The organism is Pantoea sp. S18 (assembly GCF_045689705.1).
Classification (GTDB): domain Bacteria; phylum Pseudomonadota; class Gammaproteobacteria; order Enterobacterales; family Enterobacteriaceae; genus Pantoea; species Pantoea symbiotica.
Genome location: NZ_CP142688.1, coordinates 68,345 through 93,467 on the forward strand (window position 1 = coordinate 68,345; position 25,123 = coordinate 93,467).

Below are 25,123 nucleotides of genomic sequence, written 5' to 3' on the forward strand. Positions count from 1 at the left end.
TTTAACCATCGGGTCAAAAAGGTGATGTGTATCACGTAATAGGATTTGCTGATATATCAATCAATATGATGAAATTTAAGGTTTTAATGAGGTTTTTGTTGAAAGTGATGGCGGCTGGTGCGAATCGTATACGATTTTCTTATTGTTCTGTTTTTACCCGCAAAACCCTGCTGCAATCGCCTGCGCGCTGGCCTGGATTTCCGGCTGCACAATCTGCGGTCAAAGGGTATACTGGCGCACTCTTTTTTTAACCGATCCGTATCGCGTGCGAATTCAACATGCAAAAGTTTGATACCAAGACCTTTCAGGGCCTGATCCTGACCTTGCAGGATTACTGGGCGCGTCAAGGCTGCACCATTGTCCAACCGTTGGACATGGAAGTGGGCGCCGGCACCTCACACCCGATGACCTGCCTGCGTGCCTTAGGCCCAGAGCCGATGGCGACTGCTTACGTGCAGCCATCTCGTCGTCCGACCGATGGACGTTACGGTGAAAACCCGAACCGTTTACAGCACTATTACCAGTTCCAGGTGGTGATTAAGCCTAACCCGGACAACCTTCAGGAGCTGTACCTTGGGTCGCTGAAAGAGCTGGGTATGGATCCCACCATCCACGACATTCGCTTTGTCGAAGACAACTGGGAAAACCCAACGCTCGGCGCGTGGGGACTCGGTTGGGAAGTGTGGCTGAACGGCATGGAAGTGACGCAGTTCACTTACTTCCAGCAGGTTGGCGGCCTGGAGTGCAAGCCGGTAACCGGCGAGATTACGTACGGCTTAGAGCGCCTGGCGATGTACATTCAGGGCGTAGACAGCGTTTACGATCTGGTGTGGAGCGACGGTCCGTTCGGTAAAACCACCTACGGCGAAGTGTTCCATCAGAACGAAGTAGAGCAGTCGACCTACAACTTCGAATACGCGGACGTTGACTTCCTTTTCACCTGCTTCGAGCAGTATGAGAAAGAAGCGCAGCAGCTGCTGGCGCTGGAAAAACCGCTGCCGCTGCCGGCTTACGAGCGCATTCTGAAAGCGGCGCACAGCTTTAACCTGCTGGACGCCCGCAAAGCGATTTCGGTTACCGAACGCCAGCGCTATATCCTACGTATCCGCACCCTGACGAAAGCCGTGGCGGAAGCCTATTATGCGTCCCGTGAGGCGCTTGGCTTCCCGATGTGCAATAAAAACAAGTAAGAGGCAGCCATGACCGATAAAACTTTCCTGGTGGAAATTGGCACCGAAGAGTTGCCTCCGAAAGCGCTGCGCAGCCTGGCAGAAGCCTTTGCTGCGCACTTCACCGCTGAACTCGATAGCGCCGGTCTGGCGCACGGCGAAGTGAGCTGGTTTGCTGCTCCGCGTCGTCTGGCGTTGAAAGTGGCCCAGCTGGCTGCCGCGCAGCCCGATCGCGAAGTTGAAAAACGTGGCCCGGCAATCGCCGCCGCGTTTGATGCCGATGGCAACGCCACCAAAGCGGCCGAAGGTTGGGCGCGTGGTAACGGCATCACTGTTGCTCAGGCGGAACGTCTGAGCACGGATAAAGGTGAATGGCTGGTGCATCGCGCCGCCATCACCGGCGAAAGCGCGCAGGCGCTGCTGCCCGCGATGGTTGGTACCGCGCTGAGCAAGCTGCCGATTCCTAAGCTGATGCGCTGGGGCGCGAGCGACGTGCAGTTTGTGCGTCCGGTGCACACCGTTACGCTGCTGCTGGGCGACGAGCTGATCCCCGCGAAGATTCTGGGCATTCAGTCCGATCGCGTGATTCGCGGCCATCGCTTTATGGGCGAGCCAGAATTCACCATCGACAACGCCGATCAATATCCGCAGCTGCTGCTGGAGCGCGGCAAAGTGGTGGCGGATTACGCGGCGCGTAAAGCCAAAATCAAAGCGGACGCGGAAGCGGCGGCACAGAAGATTGGCGGCATCGCCGATCTGAGCGAAAGCCTGCTGGAAGAAGTGACCTCGCTGGTGGAATGGCCGGTAGTATTGACGGCGAAATTCGAAGAGAAGTTCCTCGCGGTGCCGGCTGAAGCGCTGGTTTACACCATGAAAGGTGACCAGAAATACTTCCCGGTGTACGACGCGGCGGGCAAGCTGCTGCCGAATTTCATCTTCGTCACCAACATCGAATCCAAAGATCCTCAGCAGATTATTTCCGGTAATGAGAAGGTAGTGCGCCCGCGTCTGGCGGATGCCGAGTTCTTCTTCAACACCGACCGCAAAAAGCGTCTGGAAGATAATCTGCCGCGTCTGGAAACCGTCCTGTTCCAGAAAGAGCTGGGTACGCTGCGTGATAAAACCGATCGTATTCAGGCGCTGGCTGGCTGGATTGCCGCGCAGATTGGTGCTGATGTGAATCACGCTACCCGCGCCGGTTTGCTGTCGAAATGTGACCTGATGACCAACATGGTGTTCGAGTTCACTGACACCCAGGGCGTGATGGGCATGCACTACGCGCGCCACGATGGCGAAGCGGAAGATGTGGCTGTGGCGCTGAATGAGCAGTATCAGCCGCGCTTTGCCGGTGACGATCTGCCGTCAAATCCTGTGGCGTGTGCCGTAGCGATTGCCGACAAAATGGACACCCTTGCGGGTATCTTTGGCATCGGTCAGCATCCGAAAGGCGACAAAGATCCGTTCGCGCTGCGCCGTGCCGCGCTGGGCGTGCTGCGCATCATCGTTGAGAAAAACCTGCCGCTCGATCTGCAAACGCTGACCGAAGAAGCGGTGCGCCTTTACGGCAGCAAGCTGAGCAACGGCAAAGTGGTCGATGAAGTAATCGACTTTATGCTGGGCCGTTTCCGTACCTGGTATCAGGAAGAGGGCCACAGCGTTGACACCATTCAGGCGGTATTGGCGCGTCGTCCAACCCGTCCGGCTGATTTCGATGCGCGCATGAAGGCGGTTTCGCACTTCCGTACGCTGGAAGCTGCCGCCACGCTGGCCGCTGCCAACAAACGTGTGTCGAACATCTTGGCGAAATCGACTGAAACCCTGAATGACAGCGTGCAGGCTTCCCTGCTGAAAGAGAACGAAGAGATCCAACTGGCGACCTTCGTGACCGCGCTGGGCGATAAGCTGCAGCCGTACTTTGCAGAAGGTCGCTATCAGGATGCGCTGGTTGAACTGGCACAGCTGCGTGAAGCGGTGGATAACTTCTTCGATAAAGTGATGGTGAACGCTGACGATCAGGCGGTGCGTATTAACCGTCTAACGCTGCTGGCGCAGCTGCGTCAGCTGTTCCTGCAGGTTGCAGATATTTCGCTGCTGCAGTAGTTGGCCTGGTCGCCATGAATGGCGACCCTACGAAACAAAGGGGACGAGAAATCGTCCCCTTGTTGTTTTAAAGCCAGTGAAGCTGAGGAAAATGAACTAAAGCGTCTTGCGAATGATGCAGCACACGCACAATAAATACCTTTTCAACTTCCGAGCGGTAATAAATGACATGTTCCCGGTGCGGTAGTGCAAATACATTTTTGCCCAACTCTGGGCGCTTACGGCCTAACTCATTTGTGGCCAGCTGACTAAAACGCTGATGCAGCATGAGCACATATTGCTTCGCTTTTTTGCTGCCGAAGTTCCAATAGCCGTAGAACCAGATCGACTCTAAATCTTCATCGGCTTCCTTCATTATCTTGATCATCCTTTTCATCAATGCCTACCCTGGCTCTCATTCTTTTAAGAAAATCGTCAATGTTCCAATCTTCAGCCACGCCGCTATCCAGCCCTTGTTGAATCAGTTTTTTTAAATTCTCCAGCTTCGATTCCGCCTGTTTCTCCCGCAGCAAGCGTAGCGAGTCGCGCACCACTTCGCTTTGCGTACGGTAGTCGCCGGACTCAACCAGAGATTCAACAAACTCGCGCAGTTCATCGCCTAAATCGATCGTCATGGTACGTGCCATCATCGCCATCCAATGTAAGAGTATTTCTTACATTCTGGCACTTTTTTGCACAACTGGGAATGTGCGTTGCAGCGCAGTTACAAGCCGAACTGCGAGGCAACGCGAGAGATTTTATGCAGATGAGGCGGGAAACAGGCGTGCGTCGCGCAGCAGATGATCGTTACCACGGCGGCGGGTGAAGCCGCTGCGGTCGAAGAATTCCAGAATCTGTATCGCCACTTTGCGCCCGGTGCCCAGCTGGTTGCGGAAGTCGGCGGCGCTGGTGCTGCCATCTTGCGCGGCGCGTTGGCGAATCAGATCGGCGAAGATCTGGATCTGGTCGCTGCGATAGTAGCGATCGCGCACGATCGCGGTGATGTGTCCGAGCCGTGCGGCAGTAAGCAGCAGCGATCGAATTGCCTGTTCTTCCTGCTGTAGCGCCAGCGCGATATCGCGCACCCACAGCGGCTGATCGCCAAACAGCGGGCCGACCTGCTGCCAAAGTACTTCTTCCTGCGGGTTAAAGCGCGGTTCGAAATCGGGCAGATGCAGCCAGCCTTGACGCTGTTGCAGCTGGCCTTGCGCCAGCAGCTGATCAATCAGTGCTAGCACCCATTCGGCAGGCTGATGCGGCATTGCCACGCGACGCAAACGGTCGTGACCGATGCCCGGCACTTCGGGATGCTGCTGATGAAAATGCGCCAGCGATTCCAGCAGCTTTTGCTGCCAAAGTGCCGCCTGCGCAGCGCTCATCAGCGCATTACCGAGCTGTATTGGCGCTGTGTTCTCAATCAGTGCATCCAGCGCGGGCTCGGTAAGCTGACGCGCCCATGCCAGATCGCGTAATTCTGTGGGTTGATACGCCAGATGCGCCTGCAGGCTGGCGTCATCATCTTGTGCGGCGGCCAACTGCTGCAGCCAGGCAAGATACTCCGCCTGACGTTTGCCGCGCTTTTTACTGTTGAGCAGCAGCACGCGCGCGCCGCCCAGCGTGTGCTGTGCATTGCTGTCGCGGATAATCAGCCGATCGTTCTCCGCCAGCCACAGCGGTTCGTTCAGGACTATTTCCGCGACATCATCCGCCAGCAGCGTGATGCGTCCGGTGACGTGGCTGGCGGCGTGGTGGATATGAATCGGCTGCGATGCGCTTTTCAGTGGCTGCAGCAAGCGCAGCGCCACGGTTAAGCGCGTGGTGCCTTCCGCTTTTGCCTGTGACAGCAGCCAGTCGCCGCGCGCGATCTGCGCTTTTTCCACATCGCCAACGATATTTAATGCAATACGCTCACCGGCCTGCGCGCGGGTCACCGATTGGTTCTGCGCATGCAGCGCACGCACGCGCAGCGGCTGATTCAGGCTGCTGAGCCAAAGGGTATCACCGACGTTCACTTCACCCGTCAGCGCGGTGCCGGTGACCACCAATCCAGTACCTTTCAGCGTGAAGGCGCGATCGATGGCGAGACGAAAACGGTAACGCGGGTCGAACGCCGGTTCCGCCAGCGTGCTGAGATGCTGTCGCAGCGCGTCAATGCCTTGCTGCGTGTGGCTGCTGGTAACAAATTGCGGTACCGCCAGCCAGCCGAGTTGCTGCGTGAGTTGCGCCACCTGCAGCTGGACTTCCGCGATGCGCGCCTCATCCACGCGATCGGCTTTGGTCAGCGCCACGCTGAGCGGCGGCTGTCCGGCCAAACTCAGCAGCTGCAGATGTTCACGGGTTTGCGGCATTACGCCATCGTCGCAGGCCACCACCAGCAGCGCATGATGAATACCGCCAATGCCTGCCAGCATATTGGCGAGAAATTTCTCGTGGCCCGGCACATCAATAAAGCCGAGCACGCGCCCGTCCTGCTGCGGCCAATAGGCGTAGCCGAGATCGATGGTCATGCCGCGCCGTTTCTCTTCGGGCAGGCGATCGGCATCAACGCCGGTTAATGCCTGTAGCAGCGCGGTTTTGCCGTGATCGACGTGTCCAGCGGTGGCAATAATCATGGCGCTATGGCCTCAATCAGCGCGCTTTCATCATCAAGGCAGCGTAAATCCAGCCACAGTTTGCCTTCCTGAATGCGGCCAATCACCGGGCGCGCTAAGCTGCGCCAGCGCTGTGACAAATTGGCAAGCTGGCTGCCGCGACCATCGCGTGGCGTGAAGGTGATGGCGAAACTGGCAATACGCTCAACCGGTAGCGATCCGCTGCCGATTTGCGAAGAACAGGGCGCGATCGCCAGCGAAAATTCTTCACCATAAGCCTGTTGTAATGCGGGCATCAATCGCTCGGCCTGCTGCAGAATATCGTGCGATGAACGCGTCAGCAGCCGCAGCGTCGGCAGGGCTTCGCGCAGCGTGTCCGGCTGGCGATAGAGTTGCAGGGTGGCTTCCAGCGCCGCGAGCGTCATTTTATCGACGCGCAGCGCGCGTTTCAGTGGATGTGACTGTAGCTGATCAATCAGCGCCTGCTTGCCGACGATAATGCCGGCCTGCGGACCGCCGAGCAGTTTGTCGCCGGAGAAGCTCACCAGACTGACGCCTGCGGCGATCAGCTGCTGCGGCATCGGTTCAGCCGGCAGACCAAATTCGGTCATGTCGACCAGCGAACCGCTGCCAAGATCGGTGATCACCGGCAGTTGATAAGCGTCACCCAGCTCAACTAACTCCGCTTCCGTTACTGCATGGGTAAAGCCCTGGATCTGATAATTGCTGGTGTGCACCTTCATCAGCAGGCCGCTGTTTTCCGCGATGGCGGCACGATAATCTTTCAGGTGCGTGCGGTTGGTGGTGCCGACTTCCACCAGCTTGCAGCCCGCCTGACGCATTACATCGGGAATGCGAAAGGCACCGCCAATTTCCACCAGCTCGCCACGCGAGACAATCACTTCGCGTCCCGGTGCTAAAGCAGCCAACATCAGTAATACGGCGGCGGCGTTGTTGTTGACGATACAGGCCGCTTCCGCGCCGGTTAACTCGCACAGCAGCGCGCTGACGGCGCGATCGCGATGGCCGCGCGCCGCATCATCCAGCGCATATTCCAGCGTGACCGGCTGACGCAAGCAGTTAACCACCGCGTCGATGGCGCGATCGCTCAGCTGCGCGCGGCCGAGATTGGTGTGCAGCACGGTGCCGGTAAGATTGAACACCGGACGCAGCGCACTTTGCTGCTGTTGCTGGCTGCGGCGCAGCGCTTCATCCGGCCAGTTCTCGTGCCATTCCGGCAAGGTTTGATGCTGCTGAATATGTTCGCGCGCTTCCTGCTGCATGCTGCGCAGCTGGCGCGTGGCAAAGGCGGCACCGTGATGCGCAAGCAGCGGCTGCAGCGCGGGATCGCGCAGCAGGCTGTCGATCGCAGGCAATTGACTGTAAAGGGTTTTCATCAGGTGACTTAGAGAGTGGGCGGAACGGTGCGGGCAAAGCTTTCGCGCGCAAACAGGTTTTCGGCCAGCTTCACCAGCGCCGGACGATTCACGCACCAGTTGGGCAGCACGCGGCGGAAATTCAGGTAACCAATCATGCAGCCGGTGGCGATATCGGCCAGATTCAGCGTGCCGCTATTGAGCCATTCGCCCTGTGCGGCGGCGGTTTCCAGCGCATCAAGGCCGCGCTGAATTTTGGCACGATTGCGCAGCAGCACCTCTTCGGATTGCTGATCGCCGGGACGCATCTGCTCGCGCACGATCATCACCGCAGCGTCATTGATGCCGTCGGCGAGTTTTTCCAGCTGACGGATTTGCAACGCGTGCAGTGCATCATCAGGCAGCAGCGCAGGCGCATCGCCGCGCAGTTCAATCACCTGCGCGATGATTGAGGAGTCGAACCAGGTGAGCTGATTGTCATCAATCAGCGCCGGCACTTTGCCCAGCGGATTGTACTGCGGGACATCGCTGTCATCGGTCCACGGAGATTGATTAACGAATTCGAAAACCAGGCCTTTTTCCAACAGAATGACTGAAATTTTGCGTACAAAAGGGCTGGTGTAGCTGCCAATCAGTTTCATCGTTCGCCTCCGTGTTGAGCTGCGTGGATTTGTGCGTTCATCGAGAAGGTCGCCATGAATGGCGACCCTACAGTTAGTCGCCGGGGAACATAAACGGATTCAGGCTGCTGCGCGCGAATCCTTCCTGCTCCATGCGGGCATCCAGCACCAGCGAAGCGAGGTCATCTGCCACCGGTTCCACCGCCGGATCTTTTTCCTGATACAACATCTTCAGGTAGGTTCCGCAGTCGCCGCAGCTCTCTGCTTTCACCGCCGCTTTTTCGCTGTCCAGCGACCAGTAATGCAGATCGCCGGTTTGTTCGCAGTTGGAGCACTTGCTGCGCACCACATACCATTCACTTTCACACAGATTGCAGTGCAGATAGCGCAGTCCTTGCTGGCCCACGCTCATGTGCACCACGCTGGTGACCGGCACGCTGGCGCACACCGGGCAAAACTGGCGATGCTCACCGTATTCTGCGCGTGCTTTGCCGGGAATCAGTGCCGCCATTTGCGCCCAGTAAATCGACAACGCTGCCCAGATGAACGGCGATTTATCGCTGCTCACCTGCGCGAAATCGCCTTCCAGCAGCGCATGCGCCAGATTTTCCAGTTCAGTGGTGGAGGCTTTTTCCAGATTCTCCAGCACCGCCAGCGCCTGGCCGCTCATCTCCGGCTTCAGCTCGGCGATCAGCGAATGCAGCAGACGTTGCCAGTGCGCATCGCGCGGGTAGGTATGGATATCGAGCGGCGGCTTGCCCTGCTCGGCGCTCTGCGTCAGCCGCTGCTGCAGGTCGATTTGCAGCGGATGGTCATACAGCACGATCTCCTGCGCCTCGGCGATCACCGCAGCAAAGCGCAGGTAATCACCGAGCGGATTCTTCGCGGCCAGGTCGCGCAAACGTGCCGCACGGCGGCTATACAGATTTTTCAGCCGGGGGAAAAGTAACGGCGGAACTTGCTCCGCCGTGTACTTTTCGCCTTTCTCCAGCTGGTCCTGCGGGATGATGCGAATACTCATCAGGGACGTTTTTCCTGTTGTGTTTGGCGTTGGCGCTGCTCGCGATACCAGCGTGGGTGATGTTTCTTCGCCCACGCGGCCGGAACCCAGCCCTCAACCATGGCGGTAATGGTGCCTTTTACCCACAACGCGGCGTAAATGTGCACCATAATCACCATGATAAGCGCCACAGCTGAGACCGAATGCACCACTAAAGCGATGCGAATCAGCGGAATAGTAAAGGCACCGGCAAAGTACGGGCGCCAGATAACAATTCCGCTCACCAGCAGCAAGACTAAGCTGATGATAGCAGCCCAGAACACACACTTCTGCCCGAAGTTGTATTTGCCGGTATCGCCGACCTCTTCGTTTTGCACGATTTTGTGGATGTTTTTCGCCCACACCAGGTCTTCGCGATTGATCAGATTATGTTTCCAATAGCGTAAGAACATGATGATAAAGGCGGCAAACATCACCGTACCAATAAAGGGATGCAGGATACGCGCCAACTGCGGCGTGCCGAGCACGTGCATCAGCCAGTTAAACGACGGGAAAAAGAAACCCAGCCCGCTTAGCGCGGCGAGCACAAAACAGAACGCCACAATCCAGTGATTGATGCGTTCCGGTGCGCTGTAGCGCACCAGACGATCGCGTTTTTTCATTATTCGCGCTCCTCTTTTTCGTGCAGGTTCTCGTCCTCATCCTCTTCCACGCGGTTCGGCCCTACGCCAACGTAGTGGAATACTGAGGCAGCAAAGGTGGCGGCAAAACCAATCGCCGCCAGCGGTTTCCAGATCCCTTTCCAGAAAGTCACCGCCGGGCTGATGCTCGGGTTAGCCGGCAAACCGTGATACAGCTGCGGTTTGTCTGCGTGGTGCAGCACGTACATCACGTGCGTACCGCCGACGCCTTCCGGATCGTACAAGCCCGCGTTGGCATAGCCACGCGTGTTGAGCTCGGCCACACGTTCACCCGCCAGCGCCTGCATATCGCTTTTGCTGCCGAAGTGAATCGCGCCGGTCGGACAGGTTTTCACGCACGCCGGTTCCTGACCAACATTGACGCGATCGACGCACAGCGTGCATTTATACACGCGGTTGTCCTCTTTATTCATACGCGGCACATCGAACGGACAGCCAGCGATGCAGTAGCCGCAGCCAATGCACTGTTCTGACTGAAAATCGACGATGCCGTTGGCGTACTGAATAATCGCGCCTTCAGACGGGCACGCCTTCAGGCAGCCGGGATCGGCGCAGTGCATGCAGCCATCCTTGCGGATCAGCCACTCTAACTTGCCGTTCTCCTCCACTTCTGAGAAGCGCATCACCGTCCAGGATTTGGCGGTCAAATCAGCGGGATTGTCGTACACCCCAACGTTATGTCCCACTTCATCGCGGATATCGTTCCACTCCGAACACGCCACCTGGCAGGCTTTGCAGCCGATGCAGGTGGTCACGTCGATCAGTTTCGCCACTTCCTGCTGATGGTTACGCGCCTGCGGGGCAGGCGTGAGTCCATTGGTGGCGGAGCGGCGGATAATGTCTTGAGATTGATAAGCCATATTCGTTCTCCTTACACCTTCTCGACGTTGACCAGGAACGCCTTAAATTCTGGCGTCTGCGTGTTGGCATCACCGACAAACGGCGTCAGGGTGTTGGCGATAAAGCCTTTTTTCGCCACGCCCTGATAACCCCAGTGAATCGGAATGCCGATGGTATCGACGATTTTGCCGTCGACGTTGAGTGGACGGATGCGCTTGGTGACCACCGCTTTGGCTTTGATGTAGCCGCGATTGGAGCTCACTTTCACCGTATCGCCCTGCGCGATGCCGAGCTTGTTGGCCAGCTTCTCGCCGATTTCAATAAACTGTTCCGGCTGCGCGATGGCATTGAGCCGCGCGTGTTTGGTCCAGTAATGGAAATGCTCGGTTAGGCGATAAGTGGTGCCGACATACGGGAACTGCTCCGCCTGACCCATCGATGCCAAATCGTCCTTGAACACGCGCGCCGCCGGGTTGGATACCACGTTCGGATGCAGCGGGTTGGTGCCGATCGGCGTTTCAAACGGCTCGTAGTGTTCCGGGAACGGACCTTCGGCCATTTTGTCGAGCGCAAACAGGCGGCCCATGCCTTCCGGCTGCATGATGAACGGTCCGACATCGCTGCCTGGCGCGGCGGCGCTGTAGTCCGGTACATCCATGCCGCCCCATTTCGCACCATCCCATTTCAGGATTTGGCGTTTTGGATCCCACGGATTGCCTTGCGGGTCAGCCGAGGCGCGGTTGTAGAGGATGCGGCGGTTAAGCGGCCACGCCCAACTCCAGTTCAGCGTGTTGCCCAAACCGGTGGGATCGGTGTTGTCGCGGCGTGCCATTTGGTTGCCGTCCGGCGTCCAGCTGCCGGCGAAAATCCAGCAACCGCTGCTGGTGCTGCCGTCATCTTTCAGATGGGCAAAGGTGCTGAGCTGTTGGCCTTTTTTCACCAACAACGTGCCTTTGTCATCGAACACATCGGCCAGCGCTTTACCGTTGTTCTCCATCGCCACTTCTTCCGGCGCTGGATTTTCTGGCGTCAGGTAGTTCCAGCTCATGTTCAGCACTTGCTCAGGCAGCGCCCCGCCTTCACTGGCGTACATTTTGCGCAGGCGTGAATAGATGCCGGAAAGAATTTCACCGTCATTCAGCGCTTCGCCCGGTGCATCCTGACCTTTCCAGTGCCATTGCAGCCAGCGGCCAGAGTTGACGATCGAACCGTTCTCTTCAGCGAAGCAGGTGGAGGGCAAACGGAACACTTCGGTCTGAATTTTTGACGGGTCAACATCGTTAAACTCGTCGTGATTCTCCCAGAAAGTAGCGGTTTCGGTGTTAAGCGGATCAATGGTGACCAGGAACTTCAGCTTCGACAGTGAATCAATCACTTTGCGCTTGTTCGGGAATGACGCCACCGGGTTAAAGCCCTGGCACAGATAGCCGTTGACCTTGCCTTGCGACATCATCTCGAAGTACTGCAGCACGTCGTAGCCTTTGTCCCACTTCGGCAACCAGTCGAAGCCCCAGTTGTTCTCTTTCTGGGCTTTGTCGCCGAAGAAGGCTTTCATTTGGCTGACGAAGAATTTCGGGTAGTTGCTCCAGTAGTTCACCTGGCCCGGCAGCAGCGCTTTTGGCGTGTTGGCGGCGAGATAACTCTGCAGATCGGTTTGTTTCTCCGACGGCAAGGTCATGTAACCCGGCAAACTCTGCGACAGCAGACCGAGGTCGGTCAGGCCCTGAATATTCGAGTGGCCGCGCAGTGCGTTGATGCCGCCGCCAATCATGCCCATATTGCCCAACAGCAGCTGAATCATCGCCATGGTGCGGATGTTCTGCGCACCAACCGAGTGCTGCGTCCAGCCGAGCGCATACAGGAATGAGGTGGTGCGATCGCGTGCGCTGGTTTCGCCCAGCAGTTCGCAGACATGCAGGAAGTCAGCTTTTGGCGTGCCGCAGATGCGCTCAACGATTTCTGGCGTGTAGCGGCTAACGTGCTGTTTTAAAAGGTTCCACACGCAGCGCGGGTGCGTCAGCGTGGTGTCGCGTTTAGCAAAGCCGTCATCGCCCAACTCGTAGTTCCAGCTGGTTTTGTCGTATTTGCGATTCGCTTCGTCGTAGCCGCTGAACAGGCCATCTTCAAAATGATAATCCTCGCGTACGATCAGGCTGGCGTTGGTGTACGCCTCGACATATTCGCGCTGGATTTTTTCGTTTTGCAGCAGCCACAGCAGTACGCCCGACAGGAAAGTGATGTCGGTGCCTGAGCGGATCGGCGTATAGAAATCGGCTACCGATGCGGTTCGTGTGAAACGCGGATCGATAACAATAATTTTGGCTTTGTTGTGAATTTTGGCTTCCATCGCCCAGCGGAATCCCACGGGATGCGCTTCAGCGGCGTTACCGCCCATCACAACGATCAGATTGGCATTACGGATGTCGACCCAGTGATTGGTCATCGCACCGCGACCAAATGTTGGAGCAAGACTTGCTACCGTTGGTCCGTGTCAAACGCGTGCCTGGTTGTCGACCGCTAACATGCCGAGCGATCGGGTAAATTTCTGGGTTAAGTAGCCGGTTTCGTTGCTGGATGCGGAAGCACACAACATGCCGGTGGAGAGCCAACGGTTGACCGTCACGCCAGCGGCGTTCTGCGCCACGAAGTTAGCGTCGCGATCCGCTTTCATCAGCTTCGCGATGCGATCAAATGCATCGTCCCAGCTAATGCGCTGCCATTTATTGGAGCCTGGCGCGCGGTATTCCGGGTATTGCAGGCGACTTTCACTGTGGATGAAGTCGAGCAGGCCTGCGCCTTTCGGGCACAGTGCGCCGCGGCTCACCGGATGATCCGGATCCCCTTCGATGTGGAAAATGGTCTCTTTGGCGTTTTTCGCGCCGTCACCGAGGCTGTACATTAACAAGCCACAGCCAACTGAGCAGTAAGTGCAGGTGTTACGGGTTTCGCGCGCGCGCAGCAGTTTGTACTGCCGCGTTTCCGCCAGCGCTACCTCTGGCGCAAAGCCGAGCAGCGCTGCCGTTGTCCCTGCCATACCGCCAGCACACACCTTGAAGAATTTTCTTCGGCTGACGTTCATGGATTATCCTTTCAACATGATTGATTGTACTTTTGCGGTTCAGTGGATCGGGCGTCACAATAACCCGACGAATATTGCGGCAATAGCGACCTAATAATACCACTACTTTAGTAAGGTTGTTGTATGAGGCGAAAAAAGTGACAGAGAATGAGCAGGAAAGTCACATTAATGTGAATAAGATCTCAGGCGCGGTGCAGGCGCAGGTCCATCAGCGGCGTGATATCAGCCTTGCGGAAACTGACTGGCTGGCCGAGGAAGTGCCGGTGGCGCTGGTGTATAACGGCATTTCGCACGTTGTGATGATGGCGACACCCAATGATTTGGAAGCTTTTGCGATAGGTTTCTCGCTCTCGGAAGGAATTATTGCGCGCCCGGATGAAATCTTCGGCATCGATGTGGTGCCGGGTTGTAAAGGCATTGAAGTGCAGATTGAACTCTCCAGCCGCCGCTTTATGGCGCTGAAAGAGCAGCGTCGCGCAATGGCTGGCCGCACCGGCTGCGGCGTGTGTGGCGTCGAGCAACTCGACCAAATCGGTAAGCCGCTACAGCCGCTGCCATTCAGCCAAACCTTTGATTTAGCTAACCTCGATAAAGGCCTGGCGCAGCTGCGCGACTACCAGCCGATCGGCAATCTCACCGGCTGCACGCATGCGGCGGCGTGGATGTCACCGCAAGGCGAATTGCAGGGCGGCTATGAAGATGTGGGTCGCCATGTGGCGCTGGATAAATTGCTGGGGAATCGCAGCCAGCAGCCGTGGCAGCAGGGCGCAGTGCTGGTTTCCAGCCGCGCCAGCTATGAGATGGTGCAGAAATCCGCCATGTGCGGCGTGGAGATACTGTTCGCGGTTTCGGCGGCAACGCAGCTCGCCGTTGAGGTGGCTGAACGCTGCAATCTCACGCTGGTCGGTTTCAGTAAACCGGGTCGCGCCACGGTTTACAGCCACCCGCAGCGTCTGCGTTAAACCACCTGCACCTGCGGCAACGCCTGTTGCAGCGCCGCCAGCGCGCCAGGTTTTGCTGCGCCGCTGTCGCAAATCAGCAGATCAACTTCCGCAATCGGTGCGTAAACGGTGCGGCTTATCACGCCGAGTTTGCTGTGATCCGCCAGTAAAATGGTGCGATTCGCCTGCTGCACCATGGCGCGGGCAATCGCCGCTTCATGGGGATGAAAGCTGCTGGCACCGTTTTTAGCGTCGATGCCGACCGGTGAAAGCAGCGCCACATCGGCGCGATAACGATAAATTTCGCCGATCGTCATCTCACCGCGCGTTTGCTGCGCGCCTGCCATCATTATGCCGCCAAGCAAAATCACCTGATTATTCAACGTCTCATGCTCTTCCGCTGCGCTCAGTGCCAGCGCGGCCTGCAAACTGTTGGTAATGATGGTTAAACCCGACATGCTGCGCAGCTGTTCGGCCAGCATGGTGGTGGTGGTGCCGGCATCAAGGAACAGCGTTTGGCCGGGCTGAAGATGCTGCGCGGCGGCAACCGCAATCGCGCGTTTCTCTTTCGCCTGCGCGTTGCGGCGCACCTGTAATGGCGGCTCCGGCTGGCTATCAACGGCAACCAAACCGCCATGTACACGCCGCGCCAATCCCTGCGCTTCCAGTTCAATAATGTCGCGCCGCGCGGTTTCGCGCGAAATGCCAAGCTCGTTGATGATGCGTTCGGTGCTGAGCTGATGTTGCGTGGTCAGCAGCGCGCGAATGCGGTGTAAGCGGGTTTCCTGCAGCATGACTTTTCCCTGTGGCGTGTTCAACCTGGGCCTAAGCTTACCTGAGTGTCATGACGCCGTCATGTGTATTTGGTTGTATTTGTGTATTTGGTTGCATTTGTCGCCAAAGCAGGCATGATATTGGCAAACGGCGATTTCGCATGCACCCCTTTCACCTTCGCAACGGGAGTTACCATGGCTACACGTTCTACCATCATGGATACCAACAGTTTTCGTGCTGAGCACGCCGACGGGCTGGATGCGGCAACCCGCAAGCTCACCGACAAGCGCAGCAAAGTGTTGGGCGAGTCGTATCGCCTGTTTTACCGCAAGCCGGTGCACTTAGTGCGCGGCGAAGGGCAGTATTTATGGGATGCCGCCGGTGATAAATATCTTGATGTGTACAACAACGTGGCGAGCATTGGTCACTGCCATCCGGCGGTGATTGAGGCGGTGAATCAGCAGATGAAGATGCTGAACACCCACACGCGCTATCTGCACGAACGCATTCTCGATTACACCGAGGAGCTGTTGGCGACCACGCCGGATGCCATCGATCGCGCCATGTATATGTGTACTGGTTCGGAAGCCAACGATTTGGCGATCCGCGTGGCGCGTGCTTTCAGCGGCGGCACCGGCATTATCGTGTCGCAGGAGGCGTATCACGGCACCAGCGATCTCACGTCAGGCGTGTCACCTGCGCTCGGCAGCGGACAGCCGCTGGCGGCTACCACGCGTCTGGTTTCACCGCCGGATGCTTATCGCGTGAATGCGCCGGATCTCGGCGAGTGGTTTGCCAATGAAATTCAGAAGCAGATCGACGATATGAAGGCGCACGGCATTAAGTTTGCCGGCTTCCTCGCTGACTCCATCTTCTCTTCCGATGGCGTATTACCGAATCCGCGCGGCTTCCTGCAAAAAGCGGTCGATGTGGTGCATGCCAACGGCGGGATTTTCATCGCCGATGAAGTGCAGCCGGGCTTTGGTCGTACCGGCGATGCGTTCTGGGGCTTTGCGCGTCACGGCGTAGTGCCTGATGTCATCACCACTGGCAAGCCAATGGGCAACGGCATTCCGGTTTCAGGTTTGCTGGCGAAAAGCGATGTGCTGGCCGCATTCAGCGATGAAATTCCTTACTTCAACACCTTTGGCGGTAATCCGGTGGCGATGGCCGCAGCGCAAGCGGTGTTGACGGTGATTAAGGAAGAGGGCTTGCAGGAGCACAGCCGCGTGGTGGGCGCCAAACTGTTAGGTGAGTTGCAGAAACTGATGGATCGCCATGAATCGATCGGTGACGTGCGCGGTGCAGGGCTGTTTATTGGTTTCGAACTGGTGCAGGACCGCGCCAGCAAAACGCCGGACAAAGCGCTGGCGCTGGATTTAATCGAGAAACTGCGCGAACACCGCGTGCTGACGTCAGTTGCGGGCCCTTACGGTAACGTGCTGAAACTGCGTCCGCCGTTGGCGTTCCAGGAAGCGGATATCGACTGGCTGGTGGGCGCGCTGGATAAGTCGCTGAGTGAGTTGGGGCGGTAAAACGGTCACTGTGGATAGGGTGCGGTAATGAATAAGGTCGCCATGAATGGCGACCCTACGGGATATTACACTGCGGTTTCCTCGGCGAAAATGCTCTCCATCTTCTGCCATGCCTGCGCCACATCATCATCCAGATTAAACAATCCTGACGTGCCGACAATAAACACATCGACGCCGGAAGCGGCGATTTGTTTAAAGGTGCGCTCGTTGCACGAACCATCAATTTCAGTCAGATAGTGATAACCGTGCTCTTCGCGCATGGCGATCAGCTGGCGAATCTTATTCAACGTTTCCGGAATAAACTTCTGCCCGGCGAAACCCGGATCCACCGACATCACCGTCACTTTATCCAGCAGATGCGCATATTCACGAATACTTTCTGCCGGCGTGGCCGGATTTAAAACCACGCCGCAGCGACGGCCCGCGTCTTTAATCTGCGTCAGCAGGCGAAAGATTTTATTATTAGCGGTTTCCGGGTGGAAGCTAATAATATCTGCGCCTGCCTCAATGCACATCGGAATAATATCTTCCGGATGATTCACCATTAAATGCACGTCAATCGGCACATCGGTAATTTTACGCAGGTTCTCGATAAAGAATGGCGACAGCGTAATATTCTTCACATAGCTTCCATCCATAATATCGACATGATAAAAGGCGGCGGTGCTATTCATCGCTTCGACCTGTTCGCGAAAACGCGTGAGATCCATGCACATTAAGGAGGGGGAAAATTTGGCTTGCATAACTTATTTCCTCATTACAAAAACAGCGCCCGCAGGCGCTGTTGATGACATCAATGGAAGAACGAAATAATGTGGCCGAGCACGATACCGACAATACCGAAGTCGGCATCGCCGAAGGTAGTAGAAGCGAAGCCGAGGTCGCCCATCAGCGGCAGCAGAATCGCTGGCAGGAAGGAGATCAGCAGGCCTTGCACAAAGGCGCCAATCACTGCGCCACGACGTCCGCCGGTGATATTGCCGTAGACGCCAGCAGTTGCACCGCAGAAGAAGTGCGGCACCAGACCTGGAACGATGACGCTCAAACCAAACAGCGGGCACAGGAACATGCTGATCAAACCGGCGGAGAAGCTCGACAGGAAGCCGATGATCACCGCGTTCGGTGCGAACGGGAACACGGTTGGGCAATCCAGCGCCGGTTTGGCGTTGGGTACCAGCTTATCGGCGATGCCTTTAAAGGCCGGCACGATCTCCGCAATCACCATACGCACACCGGCGAGGATGATGTAGACGCCAGCAGCAAAGGTAATCGACTGAATGATGGCGAACACAATGTAGTTCTGGCCGCCACTGATACTTTCGGTAAACTCTTTGCCCGCAACCAGAACCAACGCGATAAACAGAATCATCATGGTCAGCGAAATCGCTACCGATGAGTCGCGCAGGAAGTTTAGGGTTTTCGGTACCTTCAGCTCTTCAATCGACGGGCTGCCTTTCCCGACCACTTTGCCGACTAACGCGGAGAGCAGATAACCGGTTGAGCCAAAGTGGCCGAGTGCCAGATCGTCCGAGTTGGTGATTTTGCGGGTGAACGGCTGAAGAATCGCCGGGCACACCACCATCATGGTGCCGAGAATCAGCGAACCAATCAGCACCAGCCAGAAGCCGTGTATGCCGCCTACTGATAGAATCACCGCCAGCATCGCCGACATATACAGCGTGTGGTGCCCGGTCAGAAAGATGTATTTCAGTGGTGTAATGCGCGCCAGCAAGATGTTCACCAGCATACCGAACACCATGATCATGGCGGTTTCGGTGCCGTAACTCTTCTGCGCCAGCGCGGCCATTGCATCGGTATTTGGCACCACGCCCTGAATATTAAACGAGTGCTCAAACAGCTGGCTGAAGATGGTCAATGTGGCCGCAATTAAATTGGCCCCGGCGATGAGAATAACAAAACCCATGATGGTTTTAAGCGTACCGGAAATAACATCAGAAACCGGTTTCTTTTGCAGTAATAAACCAAACAGGGAAAAAAGGCCGACAAGTATTGCGGGTGTTCCAAGAACATCCTTTATAATAAATTGCAGCATAACCTACTCCGTATTAAGTAGCGTGTACTTGCCTTACAAGGTTATTAAATGTTTTCAGCGATAATTTCTTTGATTTTTGCATTATCCAGCAGATTAGTCAGGCCAACGACTTTCGCGCTGTGTCCGGCTAATTGATCGGCAATATCTTTCGCGGCAATAATTAAATCAGCCTGTTCAGATTTCGCTGAGGTTAAATCGGTATGGCCCACTTCGGCTTCTTTACCCAATTCCGCCACAATCTTCTTCACGTTCATTTCAACAATGAAGCTGCTGCCTAAACCATTTCCGCACACAATCAGCACTTTTTTCATAATAGGGTTCTCTGGTTATTTATTTTCAATGACAGCTTCAATCGCTGACAGGGTAGAAGCCGACAGCAACTGCTGCAGGCGGGATTCGTCGCTGAACACGTCGGCTAATGCGGTGATCATCTGAATATGATCGTCGCCAGACACCGCACACAGCATGATGACCACATAAACCGGATCGTTCTCATCGGCCTGAAAACTCACGCCATTTTTCACATGCAGCAGCGACAGGCCATTTTTGCGCGCGCCTTGTTCCGGGCGGGCATGTGGCATCGCCAGACCCGGCGCCAGCACGTAATACGGGCCGAGCTCGGCATGCGAAGTGAAGATGGCATCGAGATAAGCCGGGCTGATGGCACCGGCTGCCAGCAGCGGTTCGGCGGATAAACGCACAGCTTCCTGCCAGTCGCTAACCTGCTCTACGACACGAATATGTTGCGGTGTTAGCCATTGAGTGAGCATCAGTAATTCCTGTTTATTCGTCGATGGGGTGCAATGTAGGTTATTTTCTCAGCGGTTTTCTGTGATGATTGTCGCAAAAGTTAGCGCTAACACCGTTATTGTTAAAAAACGTGTTATCGCTAACATTTCCTTGCTGCGCGTTTGTCTTCGTTGCAAGCACCTGACATGCTCAGCATTCTGGAAAGATCGCAGGGACAGGGATGCCCGAAACTGTGGTTTTTCACATGGCGCGTTAACAGATTTGGTTTTAAGCTGCGTCCTGGCAAAAAGTAAACGTTATGAATAGTGCCCTTCATCATTTGAAATGCAGCCAACGCACCTGCAGTTTGAAGTATGGAGGGCAGACATAGGAGCAGGAATGGCTGAGAAGCGACGGCGCGGTACCGGCAAAAGTACTTTGGCCGATGTTGCCCGTTTGGTGGGCGTAAGCACCATGACCGCATCGCGTGCGTTGCGCATGCCGGAAAAAGTGTCGCCTGAAATTCGCGCCAAAATCGATGCGGCGGTGATTGAGCTCTCCTATGTACCGAACGTGCAGGCGAGTAATCTCGCCTCGGCGACATCACGCCTGATCACCATGGTGGTGCCGTCGTTTGCCACGCCGGGCAGTGCGATTGTGTCGGAAGCGCTGCAGGAAGTGCTGCGGCCGCAGGGCTACAACATGATGCTGGCGGAAGCCAATCATTCGGCTGCGGAAGAGAGCGAACTGATTGAAATGCTGCTCTCCTATAATCCGGCGGCGATGGTGCATTTTAATTTCGATAACGCCGCCGAAGCGCATCGTTTGCTGAGCAATTCCGGGTTGCCGGTGATGGATATTGGCGGTGTGCATCAGGACTCGGCGGGGATCAGCATTGGTGTCGATTACGCCAAAGCGATTCGCCAACTGGTGCAAAGCCTGGTCGAGCGCGGTTATCGCAATCTCGGTTTGTTGTGCACGCAGAGTAATAACACCATCTTCCGCCAGCTGCTGAATGGCTGGCACAGCGGCATGCTGGCGATGAATCAGGCGCCGCATCGCGTGGTTACCTCGCCGAAAATGCCAACCTTTGCCGCCGGGCACAGCTTGCTGGCAGAAATTCGCCTTACCTGGCCAGAGCTGGATGTGCTGATTTGCACCAGCGATGAAGTGGCTTGTGGTGCCATCATGGCGTGCCATGCGGCGGGGATTGCGATTCCCAGCCAGTTGGCGATTGCCAGCATCGGCGGCGGCCCGTTAGCGGCGGTATGCTCGCCGCCGCTGACCAGCATTGTGCTGCCGTATGAAGAGATGGGGCGCACGGCAGGTAAACGTCTGCTGGCGGCGCTCAAAGGCGATGAACCGCCAGCCATCAATGAACTGCCGGTGCAGCTTAAACTACGCGCCAGCAGCCACAAGGTGTAGCCGTGCGTGCGCACCTTTTCTCAGATTCATCAAATCCTTATCAATTCTAAGGCATTGATAACCCTTTTACGGATCATGTTTTTAACTATAATGATCCGACTGCTTACGCGGCACGCCCAGTGAGGTGGTGCTGCAAAACACTAAAATGGAGAGGAAGAACATGAGTTATTCACTGCCATCCCTGCCGTATGCGTACGACGCACTGGAACCGCACTTCGACAAGCAGACGATGGAAATCCATCACTCTAAACACCACCAGGCCTACGTTAACAACGCTAACGCTGCGCTGGAAGGTACCGAATTCGCTAACCTGCCGGTTGAAGAACTGATCGCTAAGCTGGATCAGCTGCCAGCAGACAAAAAAGGTCCACTGCGTAACAACGCAGGCGGCCACGCTAACCACAGCTTCTTCTGGAAAGGTCTGAAGCTGGGCACCTCGCTGCAGGGCGACCTGAAAGCTGCCATCGAAAAAGATTTCGGTAGCGTTGAAGCTTTCCAGGCTGAGTTTGAGAAAGCCGCTACCACTCGCTTCGGTTCAGGCTGGGCGTGGCTGGTGAAAAAAGGCGACAAACTGGCTGTGGTTTCAACCGCAAACCAGGACAGCCCATTGATGGGTGAAGCGGTCGCTGGCGTTTCAGGCACTCCGATCATCGGTCTGGACGTTTGGGAACATGCTTACTACCTGAAGTATCAGAACAAACGTCCTGATTACATCAAAGCATTCTGGAACGTTGTGAACTGGGACGAAGCTGCAGCGCTTTTCGCTGCTGCTAAGTAAGTTCAGGCTAAAGCTGCAACACGAAACCGGTGATGATTTCACCGGTTTTTTTGTCATTTTTAAACCCTTTCTAAACGACCTGAATATTCCCGCTTACGATTATTACGCTGCGAAAGCTTATTAACCTGCCGTTGATAATTTGGGGCATATAGTGGCGATAATTTGTCTCGCCAAGCCTAAATAATCATGTCTACTATCACAACTTCTGTGACGAATAATGATTCGTCAGCGCCGCTGTTTTTACCATTAATAAGCGGAAAGTTCAGGCCGAATAAATTATGGAATAGCGGAAGTTTTCGCGCGAAATTTGCCTTAAGGTCGCTAGTCTTTCCTGTGACGACCTTTAATTATCTGCACCAGCTAGCGAAATTGTCTGCGCTGCCGCAGCTGTTAACCATGCAGGGTTTGCTGCCGGCGAAGCCACATCGTCCTTATCTGCGTGCGGGATTCAGCGTGGCGCAGCGTGCGCAGGCGATCATCGATCACTATACGTTGATGGAGCAGATAGAGAATGCGGCACTGCGTCAGCTGTTGCAGAGTCCGGGCGATAATTTACTGGCGACGTTGAGCGGCAAAAATGACGAGGCGTTTGTGATTCACTGCTGTCCGGGACGTTTTGACCGTGAAGGTGAAATTACCCTGGAACTGCGTTATGAATCGCAATTAATTGCTTCGCTCTCTTTCTCTATTATTCGCGAACAGAACAAGCGCACCTTATTAATTGGTGGATTGCAGGGGCCGCGTAAACATATTTCCAACGACGTGATTCGCGATGCCACGAAAGCGGCACACGGCGTATTCCCGAAACGTTTGCTGATGGAAGCGGTATTTAATCTGGCGCAACAGTGTGGCGTTGAGGCGATCACCGCTGTTGGCGATACCACACACGTTTTCCGCAGCCTGCGCTACCGTCACAGTAAAGGCGACAAGTTCTTTGCCAGCTACAGCGAGTTTTGGTTGTCGTTGGGTGGCGTGGCGCGTGCTGATGAGCTGTTTGCGTTGCCGTTACGCGCGGAGCGTAAAGATCTGGAAGAGATTGCCAGCAAGAAGCGCGCCGAGTATCGCCGTCGCTATGCCTTGCTGGACAGTCTGAATGAACAAGTTCATCAGGCGGCTGGCATCCTACGCGACGTCTCACACGCCGCGTAAGTAAAGATTAGAACGGCTGCTTCGCGTAGCCGGTCATCACTTTCAGTCCCATCTCACGTCCGAGCGCGGTCATTGGGTGTACCACCACCAGGCCGCGCACGCTTTTCTTGAATGCGCCCATGTTGGCCTGTTCTTTCTTGGTGATTTCGCGGCTAAAGCCCAGCTTCTGCAGCTGTTGCGCTTCTTTACTCAGCTTCTCGGTGCGCACACTGCGCAGGCGCTCAATTTCCAGCTCCAGCTTCTCTTTTTCACGCAGCAGTTCACCGAGCTTTTCGGCATCGCCAGAGGCTAACAGCGGGGCTTCTTTGCGGTTGAGCGCATCGAGCTGATCGCTCAGCAGTTTAATCTCGGCTTTTTCTTGTTCTTTCATTGGGGGAAAACTCGTTAAGGAAAACAGGCAAAGGATACACAAATCTACGCAGTTTTGCAGCGTGGCGCGTATTCATGCTCGCCTGGTCGCCATGAATGGCGACCCTACACTGCCGGCTTTTTAAATACTTGCTTGTGCGAAATGCGTGAAATCAGCTCGGTGAGCGACAACACCATGGTTGAACGCACCATCTGCAGATAGCGCTGCTGCTGCATTGAGCGTAGTTGCTCGTCGTCGCGGTTGAAATCCGGTTGCGGCGGCCAGGCGACCACGCAGTGAAGCTCGCCAAACGGGCCGAGGATCTCATCGTCGGTAAAACGATAATCGCTGATATCGTGATTCAACTCCTCACGCAGCGCCAGCAGCAGTTCGCAATCTTCGTACTCATGCCGGTTGATCACGCCCAGGCCGTAAATCAGCTTGAGGCGAACCGAGAGTTCGCCCAGCGGACCATTACCCAGCAGCAGCGGCTCTACTGCGTATTTGACCGCGTAATCGTCCTTGCGAAACACTTGCAGCACCAGCAGGTTAACTGCTTCGGTCAGCAGCTCAACGGCGGCGATCAGGAAGCTTCTCACCGAACGACCGGCGTTCAGGCGCTCAAGCACCCGGTTTTCAAAAGCCTGCTTCTCTTCCATCATTGCCTGCATCGTTCAGCTACCGCCAGCGGGCACGCAAGCGCGCCCGAGTTAACCACTAAAGGGCGCGCATTATGCCATAGCGTTGTAAGCGCTCACCACTGAGGTGACCACTTCGCTGTTGGCATCCAGGCCAGAAATTTCCGCCAGCGTGGCTTGCGGGCCTTTTTCCGCCAGCAGCGCAACCAGTTCCTGCGCCTGCGGATCGGCTTCGCTGCGATAGTGCATGGCGGCGGCAATGCCCTGCACCAGATTGGTATGCGGCAGGTTGTATTCAATGGTGCCCAGCGTTGGCTTGATTAGGCGATCGCCCGCGCTCAGTTTACGCAGCGGCTGACGACCTACGCGCTCAACGTCATCTTTCAGGTACGGATTTTCGAAGCGGGTGAGGATTTTCTGGATGTAAGCAGCATGCTTATCGGCCTCAAAGCCATAACGCTTGATCAGCACTGCGCCGCTTTCCTGCATCGCGCCTTGCACTACCGCACGCACTTTCTCGTCGAGAATCGCGTCACGAATAGTAGCGTGACCGGCCAGCTGACCGAGATATGCGGTGATGGCGTGACCGGTATTGAGGGTGAACAGCTTGCGCTCAACGAAAGCCATCAGGTTGTCGGTCAATTCCATGCCAGGAATGTTTGGCAATTCACCTTTGAACTGGGTTTTATCAACAATCCACTCGCTGAAGGTTTCCACGGTGACTTCCAGCGGATCGGTGGTGCCAGCTTCGGACGGCGGCACAATGCGATCGACAGCAGAATCAACGAAGCCAACATGCGCTTCAACCCACGCGTGATACTGCTCTGGCAGCGCTTTCAGCACGTGCTGTTTCAGCTGGCTGGTACCGCGCACCATGTTTTCACAGGCGATGATGTTGAGTGGACGGACGTTACCGCTGTCGCTGCGTTTAGCCAGACCTTTGGCGACGCCACCGGCGATGCGCTCCAGAATCTGCGGGCCAACCGCCGTGGTCACGATATCAACCTCAGCAATCAGCGCAACGATGTCATCGCTGGTGCTATTGACGGCGCTGACGCCTGTTACGATTTCGACTTTTGCCTGCTCGCCAACCACATGAACCGGATACTCATGACGGGCGTTAAGGGCATCAAGTACCACCTGATTGACGTCAGCAAACACCAGCTCGATGCCGGCATCCGCCAGTAACTTACCGATAAAACCGCGACCAATGTTACCTGCTCCAAAATGTAACGCTTTCATAAATTTGACCCATATCAAATGACGAAAGGGCGGGCAAGTCCGCCCCGGAAATGTG

The 25,123-nt window shown here is 55.9% G+C and carries 24 protein-coding genes; 7 read left to right on the forward strand and 17 right to left on the reverse strand.

Annotated features, from left to right (window positions below):
- The first annotated feature begins 278 nt into the window (after positions 1 to 278).
- Positions 279 to 1,190 carry a glycine--tRNA ligase subunit alpha gene (gene glyQ / locus VIJ98_RS00335; RefSeq protein ID WP_008105242.1) on the forward strand — a complete coding sequence of 304 codons (912 nt, stop codon included), beginning with the start codon at positions 279 to 281 and terminating at the stop codon, positions 1,188 to 1,190.
- A 9-nt stretch (positions 1,191 to 1,199) separates the two neighbouring features.
- Complete coding sequence (gene glyS, locus VIJ98_RS00340) at positions 1,200 to 3,269, forward strand: glycine--tRNA ligase subunit beta (RefSeq protein WP_323271846.1); 2,070 nt, start codon at positions 1,200 to 1,202, stop codon at positions 3,267 to 3,269.
- A 67-nt stretch (positions 3,270 to 3,336) separates the two neighbouring features.
- Here the strand turns inward: glyS and VIJ98_RS00345 are convergent, their stop codons facing one another.
- From VIJ98_RS00345 to fdnG, 9 genes are all read right to left on the reverse strand, one after another.
- Positions 3,337 to 3,624: a type II toxin-antitoxin system RelE/ParE family toxin gene (locus tag VIJ98_RS00345; RefSeq protein WP_258144274.1), complete on the reverse strand. Its 288-nt coding sequence runs from the start codon at positions 3,622 to 3,624 to the stop codon at positions 3,337 to 3,339.
- Positions 3,608 to 3,895, reverse strand: coding sequence for a type II toxin-antitoxin system ParD family antitoxin (locus VIJ98_RS00350; RefSeq protein ID WP_154156978.1), 288 nt, complete (start codon positions 3,893 to 3,895; stop codon positions 3,608 to 3,610). Before VIJ98_RS00350 ends, VIJ98_RS00345 begins: the two co-directional genes overlap by 17 nt.
- Positions 3,896 to 4,006: 111 nt before the next feature.
- Positions 4,007 to 5,860, reverse strand: a complete 1,854-nt coding sequence (gene selB / locus VIJ98_RS00355; RefSeq protein ID WP_323271847.1) for a selenocysteine-specific translation elongation factor — start codon at positions 5,858 to 5,860, stop codon at positions 4,007 to 4,009.
- Positions 5,857 to 7,236 (reverse strand): L-seryl-tRNA(Sec) selenium transferase, encoded by a 1,380-nt coding sequence (gene selA, locus VIJ98_RS00360; protein WP_323271848.1) that lies wholly within the window; start codon positions 7,234 to 7,236, stop codon positions 5,857 to 5,859. The genes selB and selA overlap by 4 nt, the downstream gene beginning before the upstream one ends.
- A gap of 8 nt (positions 7,237 to 7,244) precedes the next feature.
- Positions 7,245 to 7,856, reverse strand: coding sequence for a glutathione S-transferase (locus VIJ98_RS00365; protein WP_323271849.1), 612 nt, complete (start codon positions 7,854 to 7,856; stop codon positions 7,245 to 7,247).
- A 73-nt stretch (positions 7,857 to 7,929) separates the two neighbouring features.
- Positions 7,930 to 8,856, reverse strand: a complete 927-nt coding sequence (fdhE, locus tag VIJ98_RS00370; protein ID WP_154156909.1) for a formate dehydrogenase accessory protein FdhE — start codon at positions 8,854 to 8,856, stop codon at positions 7,930 to 7,932.
- The gene (gene fdoI / locus VIJ98_RS00375; protein ID WP_008104688.1) at positions 8,856 to 9,497 is read right to left on the reverse strand and encodes a formate dehydrogenase cytochrome b556 subunit; all 642 of its coding nucleotides are present in this window, start codon (positions 9,495 to 9,497) and stop codon (positions 8,856 to 8,858) included. The genes fdhE and fdoI overlap by 1 nt, the downstream gene beginning before the upstream one ends.
- Complete coding sequence (gene fdxH, locus VIJ98_RS00380; RefSeq protein WP_154156908.1) at positions 9,497 to 10,396, reverse strand: formate dehydrogenase subunit beta; 900 nt, start codon at positions 10,394 to 10,396, stop codon at positions 9,497 to 9,499. Before fdxH ends, fdoI begins: the two co-directional genes overlap by 1 nt.
- A gap of 11 nt (positions 10,397 to 10,407) precedes the next feature.
- Positions 10,408 to 13,455 (reverse strand): formate dehydrogenase-N subunit alpha, encoded by a 3,048-nt coding sequence (gene fdnG, locus VIJ98_RS00385; protein ID WP_082208780.1) that lies wholly within the window; start codon positions 13,453 to 13,455, stop codon positions 10,408 to 10,410.
- Positions 13,456 to 13,634: 179 nt separating this feature from the next.
- Between fdnG and fdhD the strand changes: the two genes are divergently transcribed.
- Positions 13,635 to 14,417 (forward strand): formate dehydrogenase accessory sulfurtransferase FdhD, encoded by a 783-nt coding sequence (gene fdhD / locus VIJ98_RS00390; protein ID WP_407330312.1) that lies wholly within the window; start codon positions 13,635 to 13,637, stop codon positions 14,415 to 14,417.
- On the opposite strand, the gene VIJ98_RS00395 is transcribed toward fdhD, so the two are convergent.
- Positions 14,414 to 15,190, reverse strand: coding sequence for a DeoR/GlpR family DNA-binding transcription regulator (locus VIJ98_RS00395; protein ID WP_154156906.1), 777 nt, complete (start codon positions 15,188 to 15,190; stop codon positions 14,414 to 14,416). The two genes, fdhD and VIJ98_RS00395, sit on opposite strands and share 4 nt — an antisense overlap.
- Positions 15,191 to 15,364: 174 nt before the next feature.
- Between VIJ98_RS00395 and VIJ98_RS00400 the strand changes: the two genes are divergently transcribed.
- On the forward strand, positions 15,365 to 16,705 hold the full coding sequence (locus VIJ98_RS00400) for an aspartate aminotransferase family protein (RefSeq protein WP_154194610.1): 1,341 nt from the start codon (positions 15,365 to 15,367) through the stop codon (positions 16,703 to 16,705).
- A gap of 65 nt (positions 16,706 to 16,770) precedes the next feature.
- Here the strand turns inward: VIJ98_RS00400 and alsE are convergent, their stop codons facing one another.
- The 4 genes from alsE to VIJ98_RS00420 are packed head-to-tail and all read right to left on the reverse strand — an operon-like array spanning position 16,771 to position 19,528.
- Positions 16,771 to 17,448 carry a D-allulose 6-phosphate 3-epimerase gene (gene alsE, locus VIJ98_RS00405; RefSeq protein ID WP_323271851.1) on the reverse strand — a complete coding sequence of 226 codons (678 nt, stop codon included), beginning with the start codon at positions 17,446 to 17,448 and terminating at the stop codon, positions 16,771 to 16,773.
- 50 nt (positions 17,449 to 17,498) lie between these two features.
- Positions 17,499 to 18,758, reverse strand: coding sequence for a PTS ascorbate transporter subunit IIC (locus tag VIJ98_RS00410; protein WP_008104676.1), 1,260 nt, complete (start codon positions 18,756 to 18,758; stop codon positions 17,499 to 17,501).
- Positions 18,759 to 18,802: 44 nt separating this feature from the next.
- On the reverse strand, positions 18,803 to 19,069 hold the full coding sequence (locus VIJ98_RS00415; protein ID WP_008104674.1) for a PTS sugar transporter subunit IIB: 267 nt from the start codon (positions 19,067 to 19,069) through the stop codon (positions 18,803 to 18,805).
- Between the two features lie 15 nt (positions 19,070 to 19,084).
- Positions 19,085 to 19,528 carry a PTS sugar transporter subunit IIA gene (locus tag VIJ98_RS00420; protein WP_008104669.1) on the reverse strand — a complete coding sequence of 148 codons (444 nt, stop codon included), beginning with the start codon at positions 19,526 to 19,528 and terminating at the stop codon, positions 19,085 to 19,087.
- 358 nt (positions 19,529 to 19,886) lie between these two features.
- Between VIJ98_RS00420 and VIJ98_RS00425 the strand changes: the two genes are divergently transcribed.
- From VIJ98_RS00425 to VIJ98_RS00435, 3 genes are all read left to right on the forward strand, one after another.
- Entirely contained in the window at positions 19,887 to 20,912 is a 1,026-nt protein-coding gene (locus tag VIJ98_RS00425) for a LacI family DNA-binding transcriptional regulator (RefSeq protein ID WP_154194606.1), read from the forward strand.
- Positions 20,913 to 21,072: 160 nt separating this feature from the next.
- Positions 21,073 to 21,690, forward strand: coding sequence for a superoxide dismutase [Mn] (sodA, locus tag VIJ98_RS00430; protein WP_008104664.1), 618 nt, complete (start codon positions 21,073 to 21,075; stop codon positions 21,688 to 21,690).
- Between the two features lie 186 nt (positions 21,691 to 21,876).
- Complete coding sequence (locus VIJ98_RS00435; RefSeq protein ID WP_154156903.1) at positions 21,877 to 22,839, forward strand: VirK/YbjX family protein; 963 nt, start codon at positions 21,877 to 21,879, stop codon at positions 22,837 to 22,839.
- Between the two features lie 7 nt (positions 22,840 to 22,846).
- Here VIJ98_RS00435 and VIJ98_RS00440 read toward each other — a convergent pair whose 3' ends face one another.
- From VIJ98_RS00440 to mtlD, 3 genes are all read right to left on the reverse strand, one after another.
- Positions 22,847 to 23,209, reverse strand: a complete 363-nt coding sequence (locus VIJ98_RS00440) for a YibL family ribosome-associated protein (protein ID WP_008104662.1) — start codon at positions 23,207 to 23,209, stop codon at positions 22,847 to 22,849.
- 104 nt (positions 23,210 to 23,313) lie between these two features.
- Positions 23,314 to 23,859: a mannitol operon repressor MtlR gene (gene mtlR / locus VIJ98_RS00445; protein ID WP_258144282.1), complete on the reverse strand. Its 546-nt coding sequence runs from the start codon at positions 23,857 to 23,859 to the stop codon at positions 23,314 to 23,316.
- Positions 23,860 to 23,919: 60 nt separating this feature from the next.
- Positions 23,920 to 25,068 (reverse strand): mannitol-1-phosphate 5-dehydrogenase, encoded by a 1,149-nt coding sequence (mtlD, locus tag VIJ98_RS00450; RefSeq protein ID WP_008104658.1) that lies wholly within the window; start codon positions 25,066 to 25,068, stop codon positions 23,920 to 23,922.
- Between the last annotated feature and the right edge of the window lie 55 nt (positions 25,069 to 25,123).

Bases quoted from the DNA above. Each gene is read 5' to 3' on its own strand.
- VIJ98_RS00395 (WP_154156906.1), bottom strand. From the start codon at position 15,190: ATGCTGCAGGAAACCCGCTTACACCGCATTCGCGCGCTGCTGACCACG.
- fdoI (WP_008104688.1), bottom strand. From the start codon at position 9,497: ATGAAAAAACGCGATCGTCTGGTGCGCTACAGCGCACCGGAACGCATC.
- glyQ (WP_008105242.1), top strand. From the start codon at position 279: ATGCAAAAGTTTGATACCAAGACCTTTCAGGGCCTGATCCTGACCTTG.
- VIJ98_RS00400 (WP_154194610.1), top strand. From the start codon at position 15,365: ATGGCTACACGTTCTACCATCATGGATACCAACAGTTTTCGTGCTGAG.
- mtlD (WP_008104658.1), bottom strand. From the start codon at position 25,068: ATGAAAGCGTTACATTTTGGAGCAGGTAACATTGGTCGCGGTTTTATC.
- VIJ98_RS00435 (WP_154156903.1), top strand. From the start codon at position 21,877: ATGTCTACTATCACAACTTCTGTGACGAATAATGATTCGTCAGCGCCG.
- alsE (WP_323271851.1), bottom strand. From the start codon at position 17,448: ATGCAAGCCAAATTTTCCCCCTCCTTAATGTGCATGGATCTCACGCGT.
- VIJ98_RS00410 (WP_008104676.1), bottom strand. From the start codon at position 18,758: ATGCTGCAATTTATTATAAAGGATGTTCTTGGAACACCCGCAATACTT.
- VIJ98_RS00345 (WP_258144274.1), bottom strand. From the start codon at position 3,624: ATGAAGGAAGCCGATGAAGATTTAGAGTCGATCTGGTTCTACGGCTAT.
- fdhE (WP_154156909.1), bottom strand. From the start codon at position 8,856: ATGAGTATTCGCATCATCCCGCAGGACCAGCTGGAGAAAGGCGAAAAG.
- mtlR (WP_258144282.1), bottom strand. From the start codon at position 23,859: ATGCAGGCAATGATGGAAGAGAAGCAGGCTTTTGAAAACCGGGTGCTT.
- glyS (WP_323271846.1), top strand. From the start codon at position 1,200: ATGACCGATAAAACTTTCCTGGTGGAAATTGGCACCGAAGAGTTGCCT.
- VIJ98_RS00440 (WP_008104662.1), bottom strand. From the start codon at position 23,209: ATGAAAGAACAAGAAAAAGCCGAGATTAAACTGCTGAGCGATCAGCTC.
- VIJ98_RS00350 (WP_154156978.1), bottom strand. From the start codon at position 3,895: ATGGCACGTACCATGACGATCGATTTAGGCGATGAACTGCGCGAGTTT.
- fdxH (WP_154156908.1), bottom strand. From the start codon at position 10,396: ATGGCTTATCAATCTCAAGACATTATCCGCCGCTCCGCCACCAATGGA.
- selB (WP_323271847.1), bottom strand. From the start codon at position 5,860: ATGATTATTGCCACCGCTGGACACGTCGATCACGGCAAAACCGCGCTG.
- VIJ98_RS00420 (WP_008104669.1), bottom strand. From the start codon at position 19,528: ATGCTCACTCAATGGCTAACACCGCAACATATTCGTGTCGTAGAGCAG.
- VIJ98_RS00415 (WP_008104674.1), bottom strand. From the start codon at position 19,069: ATGAAAAAAGTGCTGATTGTGTGCGGAAATGGTTTAGGCAGCAGCTTC.
- sodA (WP_008104664.1), top strand. From the start codon at position 21,073: ATGAGTTATTCACTGCCATCCCTGCCGTATGCGTACGACGCACTGGAA.
- VIJ98_RS00365 (WP_323271849.1), bottom strand. From the start codon at position 7,856: ATGAAACTGATTGGCAGCTACACCAGCCCTTTTGTACGCAAAATTTCA.
- VIJ98_RS00425 (WP_154194606.1), top strand. From the start codon at position 19,887: ATGGCTGAGAAGCGACGGCGCGGTACCGGCAAAAGTACTTTGGCCGAT.
- selA (WP_323271848.1), bottom strand. From the start codon at position 7,236: ATGAAAACCCTTTACAGTCAATTGCCTGCGATCGACAGCCTGCTGCGC.